General features: G+C 60.7%; 14 protein-coding genes and 1 tRNA gene. 11 read left to right on the forward strand and 4 right to left on the reverse strand.

The features are described 5' to 3' along the window. Nucleotide 1 precedes the first annotated feature (1 nt). Entirely contained in the window at nt 2–1,093 is a 1,092-nt protein-coding gene (locus ACFC20_RS04580; protein WP_375191972.1) for a GGDEF domain-containing protein, read from the reverse strand. A gap of 250 nt (nt 1,094–1,343) precedes the next feature. Between ACFC20_RS04580 and ACFC20_RS04585 the strand changes: the two genes are divergently transcribed. Next, nucleotides 1,344–2,789 (forward strand): ABC1 kinase family protein, encoded by a 1,446-nt coding sequence (locus tag ACFC20_RS04585; RefSeq protein WP_375191973.1) that lies wholly within the window; start codon nt 1,344–1,346, stop codon nt 2,787–2,789. On the opposite strand, the gene ACFC20_RS04590 is transcribed toward ACFC20_RS04585, so the two are convergent. Further along, entirely contained in the window at nt 2,729–3,172 is a 444-nt protein-coding gene (locus ACFC20_RS04590; RefSeq protein WP_091991730.1) for a YqaA family protein, read from the reverse strand. The genes ACFC20_RS04585 and ACFC20_RS04590 overlap by 61 nt on opposite strands. Nucleotides 3,173–3,326: 154 nt before the next feature. Between ACFC20_RS04590 and ACFC20_RS04595 the strand changes: the two genes are divergently transcribed. Beyond that, nucleotides 3,327–3,581: a GrxA family glutaredoxin gene (locus ACFC20_RS04595; protein ID WP_375191974.1), complete on the forward strand. Its 255-nt coding sequence runs from the start codon at nt 3,327–3,329 to the stop codon at nt 3,579–3,581. 109 nt (nt 3,582–3,690) lie between these two features. Here ACFC20_RS04595 and ACFC20_RS04600 read toward each other — a convergent pair whose 3' ends face one another. Beyond that, a complete protein-coding gene (locus ACFC20_RS04600) occupies nt 3,691–4,953 on the reverse strand; it encodes a 6-phosphofructokinase (RefSeq protein WP_375191975.1) in 1,263 nt (420 codons plus the stop codon). A gap of 155 nt (nt 4,954–5,108) precedes the next feature. Between ACFC20_RS04600 and mpl the strand changes: the two genes are divergently transcribed. The 4 genes from mpl to ACFC20_RS04620 all read left to right on the forward strand — a co-directional run bounded on the left by mpl (nt 5,109) and on the right by ACFC20_RS04620 (nt 10,483). Further along, entirely contained in the window at nt 5,109–6,503 is a 1,395-nt protein-coding gene (gene mpl / locus ACFC20_RS04605) for a UDP-N-acetylmuramate:L-alanyl-gamma-D-glutamyl-meso-diaminopimelate ligase (protein ID WP_375191976.1), read from the forward strand. Nucleotides 6,504–6,550: 47 nt separating this feature from the next. Continuing rightward, entirely contained in the window at nt 6,551–7,198 is a 648-nt protein-coding gene (locus ACFC20_RS04610) for a flavin prenyltransferase UbiX (RefSeq protein WP_375191977.1), read from the forward strand. Between the two features lie 127 nt (nt 7,199–7,325). After that, on the forward strand, nt 7,326–8,465 hold the full coding sequence (locus ACFC20_RS04615; protein WP_375191978.1) for an acyl-CoA dehydrogenase family protein: 1,140 nt from the start codon (nt 7,326–7,328) through the stop codon (nt 8,463–8,465). 137 nt (nt 8,466–8,602) lie between these two features. Further along, nucleotides 8,603–10,483: a hypothetical protein gene (locus ACFC20_RS04620; RefSeq protein WP_375191979.1), complete on the forward strand. Its 1,881-nt coding sequence runs from the start codon at nt 8,603–8,605 to the stop codon at nt 10,481–10,483. 180 nt (nt 10,484–10,663) lie between these two features. Here ACFC20_RS04620 and ACFC20_RS04625 read toward each other — a convergent pair. Then, nucleotides 10,664–10,750: transfer RNA gene (locus ACFC20_RS04625), tRNA-Leu, on the reverse strand. 255 nt (nt 10,751–11,005) lie between these two features. Here ACFC20_RS04625 and rnr point away from each other — a divergent pair. The 5 genes from rnr to ACFC20_RS04650 all read left to right on the forward strand — a co-directional run bounded on the left by rnr (nt 11,006) and on the right by ACFC20_RS04650 (nt 16,106). After that, complete coding sequence (gene rnr, locus ACFC20_RS04630) at nt 11,006–13,543, forward strand: ribonuclease R (RefSeq protein WP_375191980.1); 2,538 nt, start codon at nt 11,006–11,008, stop codon at nt 13,541–13,543. Between the two features lie 15 nt (nt 13,544–13,558). Continuing rightward, a complete protein-coding gene (gene rlmB / locus ACFC20_RS04635; protein ID WP_375191981.1) occupies nt 13,559–14,296 on the forward strand; it encodes a 23S rRNA (guanosine(2251)-2'-O)-methyltransferase RlmB in 738 nt (245 codons plus the stop codon). Nucleotides 14,297–14,540: 244 nt separating this feature from the next. Further along, complete coding sequence (rpsF, locus tag ACFC20_RS04640; RefSeq protein ID WP_375191982.1) at nt 14,541–14,957, forward strand: 30S ribosomal protein S6; 417 nt, start codon at nt 14,541–14,543, stop codon at nt 14,955–14,957. Between the two features lie 25 nt (nt 14,958–14,982). Next, nucleotides 14,983–15,213 (forward strand): 30S ribosomal protein S18, encoded by a 231-nt coding sequence (gene rpsR / locus ACFC20_RS04645; RefSeq protein ID WP_007154918.1) that lies wholly within the window; start codon nt 14,983–14,985, stop codon nt 15,211–15,213. Between the two features lie 26 nt (nt 15,214–15,239). Continuing rightward, a complete protein-coding gene (locus tag ACFC20_RS04650; protein WP_375191983.1) occupies nt 15,240–16,106 on the forward strand; it encodes a hypothetical protein in 867 nt (288 codons plus the stop codon). Nucleotides 16,107–16,110: the final 4 nt, after the last annotated feature.

Consider the following 16,110-nt stretch of genomic DNA (forward strand, 5'->3'; position numbering starts at 1 on the left):
ATCAGGCGGCGACAGTCTCCTCGTCGCCGCAGGCCCGATTGCGGCCCCGGGATTTCGCCCGGTAGAGAGCCTCATCACAACGCTGTAGCAGGCGGTCGATGGATTCGGCGCGCCTGATTGAGGCGACGCCCACGCTCAGTGTGGCCTGAATCGGGCCCTGTTCAGTGGCCACTGTCTTGCGGGCAAAAGCCTCCCGGATGCGATTGGCGGAGTTCAGCGCATCCGCCGGGCCAGTCTCTGGCAGCACCACCAGATATTCCTCACCGCCCCAGCGAGCCACTGTATCCACCCGGCGGCATTCCTCCCGCAGCGTGTTTGCCACCTGCACAATCAGCTCATCGCCAATGTGGTGGCCATGGTTGTCGTTGACACTTTTGAACAGATCAATATCCAGCAGCAGCACCGAAAACGTCCGGTCATGGCGGAGGTAGCGCTGGTACTCGGCCTCGAGCTGCTCCAGGGCTTCCCGACGGTTGGCAAGCCCGGTAAGTGCGTCATGCTTGGCGGCGTACTCGAACTCCGCCGCCAGTTTCAGCAGGCCCAGTTTGCTTCGCCGGCGGCTTTGATCAAGTATGTAGCAGGTCACCATCTCGAAACCCAATACGGCGATCATGGTCAGGCGGAAGCTGGTGCTGTAGGGCGGCGAGAACAGCAGCTCACCCAGGGGGCTGAACAGCAGGATAACGGCAGCGAAACCCCCGCCGCAGGCGATCACGCCAATACGCGATTCGCTGATGTAGAAAATGATCGGAGGGTAGGCAAACAGCCAGATGATGGCCGAACCGTCTTCCACCGCATGCACCGCCAGGTAGGTGAAGAGGACGGTGATGATGGTGATGAATCCCCGCCGCTGCAGGGTGCGATGCCCCGAGATCCAGTACACAATCGAGTTGACGGCCAGCAGCGCCGCGAAGCCCACCAGCAATGGAGGCACCACGGGGTCCTCGCGGAAGCTCGAACGCCAGGCGAAGAAGCATAAGAGAGGCACGGCGACCATGGTCAGCCAGTTGATCAGGACCGGTACCGGGATTTCGCCCTTGACCCGGAACTGGGACAGTTCGGTGTCCGGCGTTTTGCGCGCAGCAGTCGACATGTTCGGATCTTGTTCTTGTGATAGCCGTTTTTTGACCTTATGAATACTGGAATACTAGACCGGAACAGGGGCCAAAACTGTGTCGAATCGTAAACAATCGTTTGCTTTGGTCGACATGGCCCGAATTGGCCGGACATTGGCCCAAGGGCCGGAGATCGATGGTCTGCCCGGTTAGGTCAGCCTCGCGTTACATCCGTATAATGGGGTAGGCGCCAGAGCTGGTGAAATTCTCCGATCCAAACAGGTCACTATGTCTTCCAGACGTTCAGGAAAATCGGTAGCCCGCATCAAGACAGGCAGTTTCGAACGCCGACTGAGCCTCACCCGTGCGGGCCTGTTCGCCGGCACCCGCATGGCATCCCACATGGCCACCAACTGGTTCAGCAGTCGCGAAAACCGCGAGAAACGCCATCGGGCCATGCTCTCGAGCCAGGCCCGTTTCCTGGTGGATGAGCTCGGACAACTCAAGGGCAGTGTGGTCAAGATCGGTCAGGTCATGGCCTTGTACGGCGAGCATTTCCTGCCTGAGGAAGTCACCGAGGCCCTGCACACACTGGAAGACCAGACCACCTCCCTTGAGTGGCCGGCCATCGAGCGGGTACTCAAAAGCGAGCTGGGTGCCGACCGCCTGGCCCAGCTGGAAGTAGAGCCGGAGCCGATCGGGGCGGCATCTCTGGGGCAGGTGCATCGCGCCTGGCGTCGAAGTGACGGTCTTGAGCTGGTGCTCAAGGTTCAGTACCCCGGCGTGGCCGATGCGGTGGACAGCGACCTGAACGCGGTGGCGCAGCTGTTGCGGGTAGCGAGGCTGGTCAGCTTCGGCCCCGAGTTCAATGACTGGCTCGAGGAAGTCCGCGAAATGATGCACCGGGAGGTGGATTACCGGCTCGAGGCCAAGACCACCGAGAAGTTCCGGCAGATGCTGGCCTCGGATCCCAGGTTTATCGTACCCAGGGTGCTGCCCGAGTACTCGACGGCCCATGTCATTGCCTCAACCTACGAGCATGGACACTCGGTCAGTTCCCAGGCCGTGAGAGAGCTGCCTCTGGCGCGTCGCAGTGCCCTCGGGGAGGCGGCTCTGGAACTGTTCTTCCGGGAGCTGTTCGTCTGGGGCGAGATCCAGACCGATCCCAACTTCGGTAATTACCGCATTCGGATTGCCGGAGAGGAGGGTGAGGACCCCGGCTATGATCGCATCGTGCTGCTCGATTTCGGGGCGGTGCAGTCCTACTCTGACCAGTTCCTGCAGCCGGTGATCCAGATGATCCGGGCGTCCTATGAGAACGACCTGCAGGGTGTGATCGACGGCGGTGTCAAGCTGCGCTTCATGAGCCGGGACTGGCCTGACGATGTCCTGGAGAAGTTCGGAGCGGTGTGCATGTCGGTACTGGAGCCGCTGTCGTCGGACCGGTCGGCCTGGCCCGATTACGCGGTGAACAGTCACGGTGAGTACCGCTGGAAACAGAGCGATCTGCCGTCCAGGGTGGCGCGTCACGCTGCTCGTTCCGCGATCAGCCGCTATTTCCGGGTGCCGCCAAAGGAATTCGTGTTCCTGAATCGCAAGCTGATCGGCGTGTACACGTTCGTGGCGGTCTTGCATTCCGAGTTCAATGGCGAGCCACTGCTGCGAAAATACCTCTACGGCGAGGGCGACGATGCGCCGGATGCCTCGGCAACCAGCCAGAGTACGAAGGCGTAGCGAGCCCCCTTGCCAATACCCACCAGAATGACAAAGTTCAGCCAGGGTACGCGCATGATTCCACCCACTAGGGTCAGCGCGTCGCCGCCCAGGGGCAGCCACCCCATCAGCAGTGACCACTGGCCGTAACGGTTAAACCGGTTCCGCGCCTTGTGCAGCTGCAGCTCGCTGATCGGAAACCAGCGTTTGTGTTTGAAGCGATCCACCTGTCTGCCGATGATGCCGTTAACCACAGAGCCCAGTGTGTTGCCGAGCGTTGCCCAGAACCAGAGCCACCACCAGGAAAAACCCTGGGTAACCAGGGTGCCAAGCAGGACTTCCGAATAGGCAGGCAGCAGTGTGGCGGCAGCAAACGCGGTCAGGAATAACGTCAGGTATGCCACCGCTTCCTCCGTTCACGCAATGAATGGCGCCAAAGCCTCATGGCTGGCCGCTATGGTGTCGATTCAAAGCCTTAATTTTCAAATAACCGGCTCCGTGTCATCATTCCAACAGATTTACGCGTTACATTCACCGCCAATTCTTGCGGAGGGCTTTATGGAGCAGGTGACCATCTACGGCCGTTCGAGTTGTGGCTTCTGTGTGCGGGCGAAGCACCTGTGTGAGGCCAGGAACATTCCCTATGTCTGGATTGATATGGTTGAGAAGGGCATGAGCAAGCAGGACATTGCGAACGAGATTGGCCGGCCGGTCCACACCGTGCCACAGATTCTGGTGGGCAGGGACTACGTGGGCGGTTTTGACCAGTTCTATGCCTGGGTCCGCGATCATGAGACGGAACTGACGCGCTAGCGGCTATACAGTCCGAAGCGACTCAGGAAACGGGCCCGGCGTAAACTCCGCCAGGCCCTGATCGACTCATCTTTCCGAAAACTCGGCCCCCGGGTTTGGGGTGAGTGCCTCAGAGCTGGAACTCGGTTTTCAGTTTCCGTTCCACCAGCTGGTTTTTCAGCCTGGCCACGCGGGGCAGGCCATCGTCGAACGGCGGGAAGCTCTCGCCAGCAATCAGCGGTGCCAGATAATCCCGGCAGTCCTGGGTGATGCCGAAGCCATCATCGGTAATGTAGTGGATCGGCATTTTCTTTTCCTGGTTTGCCACTTCGCTCAGCGGCGCTTCTCCGATCTTCCAGCGGTAGGGTTTGGCCTGCTCGCGCACGATGGTGGGCATGAGGGCCTGCTTGCCGTCCAGCGCCATCTCCACCGCAGCCTTGCCTACGGCATAGGCCTGCTCGACGTCAGTGGCGGAGGCAATGTGCCGCGCGCTCCGCTGCAGGTAATCCGCCACGGCCCAGTGATACTTGTGCCCCAGTGCCTGCTTCACCATGTTGGCCAGGGCCGGTGCCACGCCGCCAAGCTGGGTGTGCCCGAAGGCGTCCTTGGCGCCGGCGTCGGCCAGGAAACGACCATCCTCGTACTGGGCGCCCTCTGAGGCGACCACCACACAGTAGCCGTATTCCTTCACGCAGTGATCCACGCGGGCCAGGAAGGTCTCCCGGTCAAACGGAATCTCCGGGAACAGGATGATGTGAGGCGGCTCGCCCTCACCCTGTCCGGCAAGGCCACCGGCGGCGGCAATCCAGCCGGCATGGCGTCCCATCACTTCCAGGATGAACACCTTGGTGGAGGTTTCGCACATGGATTTGATGTCGAGGCTGGCCTCCAGAGTGGAGGTGGCAATGTACTTGGCCACGGAGCCAAAGCCCGGACAGCAGTCGGTGAACGGCAGGTCGTTATCGACGGTCTTGGGAACACCGATGCAGGTAATCGGATAGCCCATGCGGTCGGCAATCTGGGACACCTTGTAGGCGGTGTCCTGGGAGTCGCCACCACCGTTGTAGAAGAAGTAGCCGATGTCGTGGGCCCGGAACACCTCGATCAGTCGCTCGTATTCGCGACGGTTCTCCGAAATGTTCTTGAGCTTGTGCCGGCAGGAGCCGAAGGCGCCGCCGGGCGTATGGATGAGGGCCTGGATGGCGTCGTCGCTCTCGAGGCTGGTGTCGATCAGCTCTTCCTTCAGCGCTCCGATAATGCCGTTGCGCCCGGCATACACCTTGCCGATTTTGTCCGGATGCTTGCGGGCGGTCTGGATAACGCCACAGGCACTGGCATTGATGACGGCGGTGACACCGCCGGACTGAGCGTAGAATGCGTTCTTGATAGCCATCTCGGGCTGGGGCCTCCTGCTGGTTCGACAATGGCGCTGATGATACGCCAAACAACGCGATTTTTCATGGGCAGGATTGCGGATGGCGTGGCTCTTGACGGGGTGGAACGGATACGGGAGGCTTGTCGGGTTTCAACACGCGGAGCAGTTGCCGAATGCACATTCATATCCTTGGAATCTGTGGCACCTTTATGGGCAGCCTGGCCGTGCTGGCCCGGGAGCTCGGCCACACCGTGACCGGCTCCGATCATGGCGTCTATCCGCCCATGAGTACCCAGTTGCAGGCCCAGGGCATCAGCCTGATGGAAGGGTACGGCCCGGACAACCTGGAGCCCAGGCCGGATCTTGTGCTGATCGGCAACGCCCTGTCCCGGGGCAATCCGGAAGTGGAAGCGGTACTCAACCGGAATATCGATTACATGTCCGGGCCGGAGTGGCTGGCCCGGGAAGTGCTGAGGCACCGCTGGGTACTCGCGGTCGCAGGAACCCACGGCAAGACCACGACCACGGCCATGCTGCTGTGGATACTGGAGCAGGCGGGCTTTGATGCCGGCTATCTGGTGGGCGGTGTGCCCAGGGATTTCGCCGTCTCGGCCCGACTGGGCACCAGCGATTTCTTTGTGATCGAGGCGGACGAGTACGACAGCGCCTTCTTCGACAAACGCTCGAAGTTTGTGCACTACCGGCCCCACACTCTGATCCTGAACAACCTGGAATTCGACCACGCCGACATCTTTGAAAATGTCGAAGCCATCGAGCGCCAGTTCCATCATCTGGTGCGCACTGTGCCCTCCCAGGGGCTGATCATCCGGCCCGCGGTCGACGGCCACCTGGATAACGCCCTGCAACTGGGCTGCTGGAGCCCGGTGCAGGATACCGCCATTGGCAGCGAAACTCCTCGCACCACCGACTGGCGGGCCGAACTGCTGTCCGAGGATGGCAGCCGGTTCATGGTCATCCATCACGAACAGCCGGTAGCCACCCTGAGCTGGGAGCACACCGGCCTTCACAATGTCCGCAATGCCCTGTCGGCCATTGCAGCGGCCCGCCACATCGGTATCACGCCCGACCATGCGGTGGCGGCCCTGTGCCGGTTCTCCGGGGTCAAACGCAGGATGGAGCTGCTGGCGGATATTGACGGCGTGAGGGTTTACGACGACTTTGCCCACCATCCCACCGCTATTGCCACCACGCTTGAGGGGCTTCGCAATCGGGTCGGGGACGAGCCAATTCTGGCGTTGATCGAGCCACGTTCGAACACCATGAAGCAGGGCGTTCACCAGCAGGCACTGCTGCCCAGCGCCGCCGCGGCTGACCGGGTGCTCTGGGCCAACCTGAATGATATGGACTGGCTGCCGACGCTGGTCAGCAACTGGCAGAAGCAAAACGAGGGTTCGGGCCGGCACCGGGTGGAGGCTTCGGTGGAGTCGCTCATCGCCTCTGCTCTGGCGGATCTGCCCCGGCCCTGCCACATTGTCATCATGAGCAACGGCGGTTTTGGCGGTATTCACGCTAAACTGGTGGCCGAGCTCGAGCGTATTGGAAGCTGATCCGGCCCCGCCGGTTACCACCTGAGAATTCCACGGATACAAAGGTCATGACAGACAAGCAGTCACAGGCGAAAACCGTTAATCTGGCCTTTACTGGCGCTTCGGGCGCCCAGTACGGCCTGCGCCTGCTGCAATGTCTGGTGGCGATTGGTTGCCGGGTGAATGTCATGGTCAGCCGGGCAGCCCAGGTGGTGATCGCCACGGAAACCGAACTTAAATTGCCGGGCACCCCTCCGGCCATGCAGGAGACGCTCTCGGCCTATGCCAATGCCGAACCGGGTCAGGTGCTGGTGTTCGGTCGGGAAGACTGGTTCGCGCCACCGGCCTCCGGCTCCGGAGAAAAAGCGCCGCTGGTGGTCTGTCCCTGCAGTACCGGCACGCTCTCTGCGCTGGCCACCGGCGCCAGCAACAACCTGATCGAGCGGGCCGGCGACGTTGCCCTGAAAGAGCGCCGCACCCTCATCCTGGTGCCCCGGGAGGCGCCTTTCTCGGAAGTGCACCTGGAGAACATGCTCAGGCTCACCCGCATGGGGGCCGTTATCATGCCTGCCAGCCCGGGCTTCTATCACAAGCCGGGGTCGGTGGATGACCTCGTGGATTTCATCGTTGCCCGCATACTCGACCATCTGGACCTGCCCCAGGATCTGATGCCCCGCTGGGGCGAGGCGCGCGCTGAGGCCCGTCGCGACCGCTGATTCTCCCAACGGGTCAACGATGGTTTTGGTCAGCCCGATTGATGCTTTTCATCATTGAGCGTGCGGGCCTCTGGGCCGAGACTTGGTGAACGACAATCACAACACCCGTTATTCACTGAGGTTCACCATGATTCCACGTACTCTCTTTGATGCTGACCTGGAAGGTTTCCGCGATTCCGTTCGCAAGTTTCTGGAACAGGAAGCCGTGCCCTACCATGACCAGTGGGAGAAAGACGGGCAAGTCAGCCGGGAGCTCTGGCAGAAGGCCGGCGAGCTCGGTTTCCTGTGTCCAACCATTCCCGAGGAGTACGGCGGCGTGGGCGCCGACTTCCGCTACAGTGCTGTGGTCATGGAGGAGGTGTCCCGGCTGGGGCTTTCCGGAATCGGCTGGGGCCTGCACTCGGACATCGTTGCCCCCTACATCCTCAACTACGGCTCCGAGGAACAGAAGCAGCACTACCTGCCCAAGCTGGTGTCCGGCGAAATGATCACCGCCATCGCCATGACCGAGCCCGGTGCCGGTTCCGACCTGCAGGGCGTCAAGACCACGGCCGTCAAGGACGGCGACCACTACATCCTCAACGGCTCGAAAACGTTCATCACCAATGGCCAGATGGCCGACCTGGTGATCGTGGTGGCCAAGACCGATCCCAAGGAAGGCGCCAAGGGCACCAGCCTTCTGCTGGTGGAGACAGCCTGGGAGGGCTTCCAGAAGGGCCAGAACCTGAACAAGGTAGGCATGAAGGCCCAGGACACCTCGGAGCTGTTCTTCCAGGATGTGAAGGTGCCAACGACTCACCTGTTGGGCAGCATGGAAGGGCAGGGCTTTTTCCAGCTGATGCAGGAACTGCCCGCCGAGCGCCTGCAGGTAGCACTGGCTGCGGTGGCCGCGGCGGAAGCCGCCTGGCAGTGGACCCTGGATTACGTGAAGGAACGCAAGGCCTTCGGTAAACCGGTCATCGCCTTCCAGAATACGCGCTTCAAGATGGCGGAAATGAAAGCGGAGATTACCGCCGCCCGGGTGTTCACCGATCGCTGCCTGGAACTGCACCTGGAGAAAAAACTCGATATTCCGACCGCCGCCATGCTCAAGCAGCTCACCACCGACCTGCAATGCAAGGTCATGGACGAGTGCGTGCAACTGCACGGCGGCTATGGCTACATGTGGGAATACCCGATTGCCCGGGCCTGGGCGGATTCTCGGGTGCAGCGCATCTATGCCGGTACCAACGAGATCATGAAGGAAATCGTGGCCCGCTCCTTCTGAGCCTGAGGGCATCCCGGTACTACGGCGGCTCCGGGATGCCCGGTTACCTAACTTTACAAATTGCCAAACCTATCAAGGTCTCCGGCCAGGACATCCCCTAAAGTAGCGGCATCAAACAAGGATAAACGGTTGCCGCGATGAAACGCCTGATCTGCCTGTCTGTTACTGCTGTCTCCCTCACGCTTGCCGGTTGCGGCAAGGAATCCGACGAGTTGCCCGTGGATGGTCGTGAGTTCGACGGCGTTGAGTACAGCCAGCCTGCGCCCTATACCGGCAAGGTTATCGACGGTTACCTCAACCGGGCGCGGGTGTGGCTGGACATGGACGGCGACAGCCAGTACACCCCGGGGCCATTGGTCCTCGAGCTGGACAACGGCCGGGAGGTGACACTGACCGCTGGCGAACCCACGGCCATGAGTGGCCCCGGCGGTGTATTTTCGCTGGATATTTCCGGGCTGGTGCTTCCGCCCGGGGTAGGGCCGGATCTTGATCCCCGGGATTACCCATTGTTTGCCGTGGCCATACCGGGCACCACACTGGAAGAAACCCGCAATGGAGATGTTCCGGTTGCCCGGGCCTATCTGATGTCGGCAGCACCCGGTAACCGTAACCTAACCCCCCTGACCACGCTCGACCGGTACCGTCAGATGGTTGGTCTGGCCTCGCTATCAGACATACCTTCACTGGAAGGCCTGGCGGGCCTGAACCTGGTGCGTGACTATATTCTTGCGGGGGATGAGCGCGCCCACGCCTATGCGCGGGCCCTGGCCCGGTTCATGGCCAGCCAGCTTCCCGACGAGTACAACACGCTGTTGGCGCAGCCCGGCAGCGCTGGTACAGAGCGTTTCCTGAGCAAGGAGGCGGCCTTCCTTCTGGGTGTGTCGCTGGTGCAGAACGCAGGCAGTGTGGCTGACGTGGTGGATGCTGCCGCTGGCGGCGGCAATTATGCCAACGTGGATGCGGATGCCCTCGCACTCCCGGAGGTGACGCTGGAGCTGACAGATCCAGTGCTGCTGACCCGACAGTTAGTGTATGCCGAGCCGGCTTCCGGGGGCACGCTCCCGGCGAGCACCTCGGGGCTCGAGATTTCCGCGGAACTGGCATTCGATTACACCGAGGATGGCCGAATCCGCTCCGTCTCAGCCCAGGGGTGTATGGCACCTACGCTTCGTGAACTTGCCCGGGTAATCCGGGTGAACGGCCGCATGGGGGTTCTTGAAACCCAGTGGTTGCCATCGGCCTCGCTCTCGGCCCAGAGCCGGGTCAGCTATGAGGCGGCCGGCACGGACGAGCGTCTGGTGTTTGACTGGGACGCGCAGACCATCACCTTTGATACCGTTACCTCTTGCCATCTGTCGCAGGGCGCAGAGCCTGAGTCCAGCGAACTGGGAGGCACTCCGGAGATTGTCTACAGCTGGACCCGGGAAAACGGCGTGCTGGCGTCAGTGACGGCCCGATACGCCAATGGCGCCGAGCGCATCCTGACGCCCCGGCTTACCAATGCTACCGAGGTTTTCCCGGGGTATGGTATTGAGCAGGGCGGTGCGGAGCAGGAGTCGGTCAGGTTTCTCTCTGACGTTGTCACCTGTGCGGTGGATGAACAGGCAGTTGGTGCGGATCAGGTGGTGACGGGCGTTCAGAGCTATGCCTTTGCAGGCTATGAACCCCAGCCCTCGGGCTTTACCAATCTTGAGGTACAGTTCGACACCCGGACTTTTGCCTCGGGCGAGCATGAAGATCTTCGCCTGCTCAGTTACGGGTTTCTGGATCCCCTGAAGCTGGCCGACGGACGAGTTACGGGCAATGGCGGCTTCAAGTGGGCCATGCGCTACCCGGTGAGCGGTGCAAGCGGGTTCGTGGCCAGTCAACCGAATCTTATTCAGGAAGCTTTTCTCAGGGCCTACACCCTGCCCGGTGATTGTGGCCGTGAGTTCGAGGCTGAAGCCAGCAGTGCCTACGCGCGGGTTGTCTACAGTTATGAGACGTTGTCGGACTATCTGGTAGGGCTGCTGCAATAGTCAGCAGGCACGGAAAAACGAACGGCGCCACCGTCTGCATCGGAATTTTCGTGGATCGAGCCTGGATCGAACCTGGATAAAGAGTGTCTGGCGGTAAACAAATCTGTTGAGTGATCGCAGCAGGATGGGGCGTCGGTAGCCGGTTTGCTGGATTTTATCGCCACTTCCTGAGGGAGGAAGTGGTGCCGAGGAGAGGACTTGAACCTCCACGGGGTTGCCCCCACTAGCACCTGAAGCTAGCGTGTCTACCAATTTCACCACCTCGGCAGGTGATTCACAGAATTGCCGTTAGTTTGTTGAAAACTCGACGTTTCCGCGATCGTTGAGGTTTGCCCCTCAACCGATGGCGCGTACTTTAATAATTCCGATCAGGGCTGTCAAACATTTTTTCGCAAAAAACCGGGCAGGTATTTGTGCCTATTCTGCCGGGGTTGATAGGCAGGAACTCCGTACCGACGTTATACTCCGTGCAAATGAATGTAAGTCGCGCCGCAGTGGCGCGGAATCAAAACAAGGATCCGAATGGTTTCCAGGAAGAAAAATGACAGGGATCCTCACGCCAGCCGTGAGGCCCAGAAGTACGAAAATCCAATCCAGAGCCGGGAATTCATTCTCGGGCATCTGAAAGAGCGGGGCGCCCCCGCGACCCACGAAACCCTGTGCCAGGAGCTTGGCCAGACCTCCGAAGAGGGCATTGAGGCCCTGCGCCGGCGCCTGATTGCCATGTGTCGGGATGGTCAGTTGATCTGCAACCGTCGTGGCGCCTATCTGCCCATAGAGGAAGCCGACCTGGTGACGGGTCGGGTGATCGGTCACAAGGACGGCTTCGGGTTTCTGGTGCCCGACGACGGTGGCTCTGATTTATTCCTGACCGCCCGGCAAATGCGCCAGGTGTTTCACGGTGACCGGGTCGCCGCCCGGGTAGACCGCGTCGACGACCGGGGTCGCCGTGAAGGCGTGATAGTGGAAGTGCTTGAGCATCGAACCACCCAGACTGTCGGGCGCCTGTTCAAGGAAAGTGGTATTGCGTTTGTGGTGCCGGAAAACGCACGGATCAACCACGAAGTGCTGGTGCCGGAGGAGCACATTGGCGAGGCCTACCACGGCCAGTACGTGGTAGTGGAAATCCTGCGCCAGCCGACCATCCGCACCCAGCCCACGGGCAAAGTCATCGAGATACTGGGTGAGCACATGGCACCCGGCATGGAAATCGACGTCGCCATCCGGTCCTACGATATTCCCCACAGTTGGCCACCGGCGGTGGGTGAGCAGGCGGCCTCGATTCCCTCGGAAGTTGCGGAGAAGGACAAGGCCAATCGCGTGGATATCCGCAACATGCGTCTGGTGACCATCGATGATGAGAGCGCCCGCGACTTTGACGACGCCATCTATTGTGAGCCACGGCCACGGGGCGGTTACCGGCTGGTGGTGGCCATTGCCGACGTGTCGCATTATGTGCGGCCGGGGTCGCCGCTGGATGAGGAAGCCCTTCGTCGGGGTAACTCGGTGTACTTCCCGGATCACGTGGTGCCGATGCTGCCGGAGAAGTTGTCCAACGGCCTGTGTTCCCTTAATCCGGACGTGGATCGCCTGTGCATGGTGGCCGACATGACCATCAGTGCCGCTGGTAACATCAGTGGTTACACCTTCTACCAGGCGGTGATGCGCAGCCATGCCCGACTGACCTACAACAAGGTCAGCGCCATGCTGGAGCATCCGGACAGCGAACAGGGCTACCGGCTGTCGGCCCAGTATGCCGACCTGCTGCCGCACCTGCACAACCTGTACGACCTCTACAAGCTGCTACGTCAGGCGCGTACCGAACGTGGCGCGATTGATTTTGAGACCACCGAAACCAAGATCGTGTTCGACGCCGAGCGCAAGATTGAGGAAATCGTGCCGGTGCACCGCAACGATGCCCACAAGATTGTCGAAGAGTGCATGCTCTGCGCCAATGTGGCAACGGCCCGTTTCCTGAAGAAACACCAGGTGCCTGCGCTTTACCGCGTTCACGAAGGGCCCTCCGAGGAGCGCCTCAACGCGGTGCGTCTGTTCCTGGGCGAGCTGGGTCTTCAGTTGGGTGGTGGTGACAAGCCGACTTCGGCCGATTACCAGGCTCTTCTGAACGAAGTGGCCGACCGGCCCGATGCCAATGTGATCCAGATGGTGATGCTCAGGTCCCTGAGCCAGGCCGTCTACAGCCCTGAAGAGAGCGGTCACTTCGGACTGGGCTTTGCGAGCTACACGCACTTTACCTCGCCCATCCGCCGGTACCCGGACCTGATCGTGCATCGGGCCATCAAGTCCCGTATCCACAAGCCGGAAGTCACCAAGGATGTGGTCACACCGAAGGTCACTGACCCGGAGCTGGCGGTGTACCCATATGACTATGCGCAGATGGAGCAACTCGGTGAGCACGCCTCCATGACCGAGCGCCGTGCAGACGATGCCACCCGGGACGTGATGGCATGGCTCAAGTGCGAGTTCCTCAGGGATCACGTGGGTGAGGAGTTCAACGGCATTATTGCCTCGGTGGTGCCGTTCGGCTTCTTTGTCGAGCTGTCGGATATCTACATCGAGGGGCTGGTGCATGTGTCGACGCTCAGCGGCGACTACTTCCACCACGATGCCGCCAAGCACCGCCTCATTGGCGAGCGCACGGCGGTCAGCTTCCGGCTCGGCGACGAGGTGCGGGTGCGCGTGGTGCGCGTGGATCTGGAAGATCGCAAGATCGATCTGGAACTGATCAGTACGCCCAAACGGCGCAAGGCCGATCGTGACGCTCTGGATGTGTCCAAGCGCGAGCGTCGCGGCAAGGGCGGTCAGCGCGGTGACGGTGGTGCGCATGATAAAAGCAGCCGCAAGAAAGGTGGCGGCGCCTCTTCGAGACAGGACAGGGCGCGCGCCGGCCAGTCAGGCAGGCAGAAAGGCTCTGGCAGTGCCAAGGACAAGCTTGTTGCCGAGGCGGCCCGGGAAGCTGCCAGGAAGCCCTCGGGTAAAGGTCGGGGCAAATCTCCGTCGGGCGGAAAACCCCGGAAACCCCGCAAGTCTGCCAAATAAAAGGAAATCGAAGCAGTGTCCGGAGAGTTTGTATTTGGCTGGCATGCGGTTGAAGCAGTGCTCAAGCGCGAGCCCGAGCGGTTGCAACAGGTGTGGATCCAGACCGGTCGGCAGGACAAGCGCGTCAAGAGTATTACCGACGCCCTGGACGGTCTGGGTGTGCGTTGGCAGGTAGTGCATCGTCGCGAGCTTGACGAGCGGGTGTCCGGCGTCCATCAGGGCATCGTCGCCGCGGTCAGTGAGAGTCGGGAGTGGACCGAAGACGATCTCCTGGCCCAGCTCGCCGCCAGTGATAAACCGCCCTTTCTGCTGGTGCTCGACGGGGTGACTGATCCGCATAATCTGGGCGCCTGCATGCGAACCGCCGATGCCGTGGGCGTTCAGGCGGTGATCGTGCCCAAGGACAAGTCGGCATCGCTCACCCCGGTGGCCCGCAAGGTGGCCTGTGGCGCGGCAGAAACCGTGCCCTTCGTGCGGGTAACCAACCTTGCGCGCTTTCTGCGCAGCCTGCAGGACCAGGGTGTCTGGCTGATCGGCACTGCCGGGGAAGCCCAGGCAACGCTGTACCAGGCGGACTTCAAGGGGCCTGTGGCCCTGGTGATGGGTGCGGAAGGCAAGGGCATGCGCCGGCTTACCCGTGAGCACTGCGATCAGTTGATCAACATCCCCATGCTTGGCCATGTTGACAGTCTCAACGTTTCGGTGGCGACTGGCGTGTGTCTGTACGAGGCCCTGCGCCAGAGACTTGGTTAACCCTTGCACACTGACCGTTACCCGCCTAGAATACGTGACCCCTTTTTCAAGGGGCGGTTTTGTATTGCCTGAACGCGGGCGGTGCTGAACCGAGCTTTTGATCAAGCCTTTCTTGTAAAGCCTTATTGATAAAGCAAAAAGAAACCGGCAGCCGATGCTGTCAACTCCTTGCTTTCATGTTCGCCGGGTGCAGAGCCCTGCGCCGCAGGTGAAAAGAAAGCTGTTTAAACCGTAGGGAGAACTCATGCGTCACTACGAAATCGTATTTATGGTACATCCGGATCAGAGCGAGCAGGTGCCCGCGATGATCGAGCGTTATACCAGCGTCATCACTGAAGATGGCGGCAAGGTACATCGCCTGGAAGATTGGGGCCGTCGTCACCTGGCTTACCCGATCAACAAGATCCACAAGGCTCACTACGTGCTGATGAACATCGAGTGTTCACAGGCTGCGATGGACGAGCTGACTCACAACTTCCGGTTCAACGACGCCATCATCCGTGACCTGATCCTGCGTCGCGATGAAGCCGTTACCGATCTGTCTCCGATGAAAGCCGCCGAGTCCCGTGAGGACCGTCGTTCCGGCGGAGACGACCGTCCGCGCCGTTCAGCCGAATCCGACGACCGTCGTCAGGCTGAATCCCAGGACGAAGAAGAGTAATCAACCGGAGTTGAGGAGTTAAGATATGGCTCGTTTTTTCAGACGTCGTAAGTTCTGCCGGTTCACGGCAGAGGGTGTCAAGGAGATCGATTACAAGGATCTGGACACCCTGAAAGGCTACATCACTGAAACCGGCAAAATCGTGCCCAGCCGCATCACCGGCACCAAAGCACGTTATCAGCGTCAGCTGGCCACCGCTATCAAGCGCGCCCGCTACCTGGCACTGCTGCCGTACTCGGACAGCCACGATAACTAAGTAACAGAAACACAGGACCCGGGACCATGCGTGCACTGGCACAGTATGTAATGCGCGGTCCCCTGCAGGCCGGCGGGGTAGCAGCAGTCACGACTGCGGTACCTTTGCTGTTCTGGATTGGCGCAGCAGTTGTCGGCCTGGTGATCCTCAGGCTTGGCATCAGTCAGGGGCTTAATATTGGCCTCTGGGCCTTGCTACCGGCCCTGGGCTGGAGCATTTTCGGGCAGGACCCGACCGCCCTGGCGGTATTGCTTCAGGTCATGCTGATGGCAGCGCTTTTGCGAACCACACTGTCCTGGGAAAAGGCCCTTCTTGGAGGGAGTTTCCTCGGAATCGTCACAGGTCTTATGTTGCCTGTGATCTACCCGGGTTTGCTGGACGATCTGGTCCAGGCCGGGGTGAGCTTTTACCAGCAGTACAATGCCGAAATTGCGAAGAGTCTCGGAGATGATCTTGAGAAAGTGATCCGGGACACGATGAACGCGAGCATGGCGGGCACCTACCTGGCAACAGGTGTGGGCATGACCATGCTGGCGCGGGCCTGGCAGGCAGGGCTTTATAACCCTGGCGGATTCCGCAAGGAATTCCACGGTCTGCGTCTGTCGCCCCCGATTGCGGTGTTGTGCGCGGTGACCATGGTGGTAGGGCCGGTACTCGGGCTCAACTCCATGCTGCTGGCCTGGGCTGCGGGAACCCCGCTGTTCCTGGCCAGTCTGGCTCTGGTTCACGGCGTGGTTGGTATCAAGAAGCTGAGCGGACAGTGGTTGGCGCTGTTTTACGTGGCACTGGTTCTGCTGGGCCCGACCCTGATGATTCTGTTAGTAGTTCTGGCTTTTGTGGATAGCTGGCTGGATATCCGGAGGCGTATACAACCCGCCGGGCCGGCTGAATAAAGCA

Origin of the sequence: Marinobacter sp., assembly GCF_041984545.1 — a bacterium.
Taxonomy (GTDB): Bacteria; Pseudomonadota; Gammaproteobacteria; order Pseudomonadales; family Oleiphilaceae; genus Marinobacter.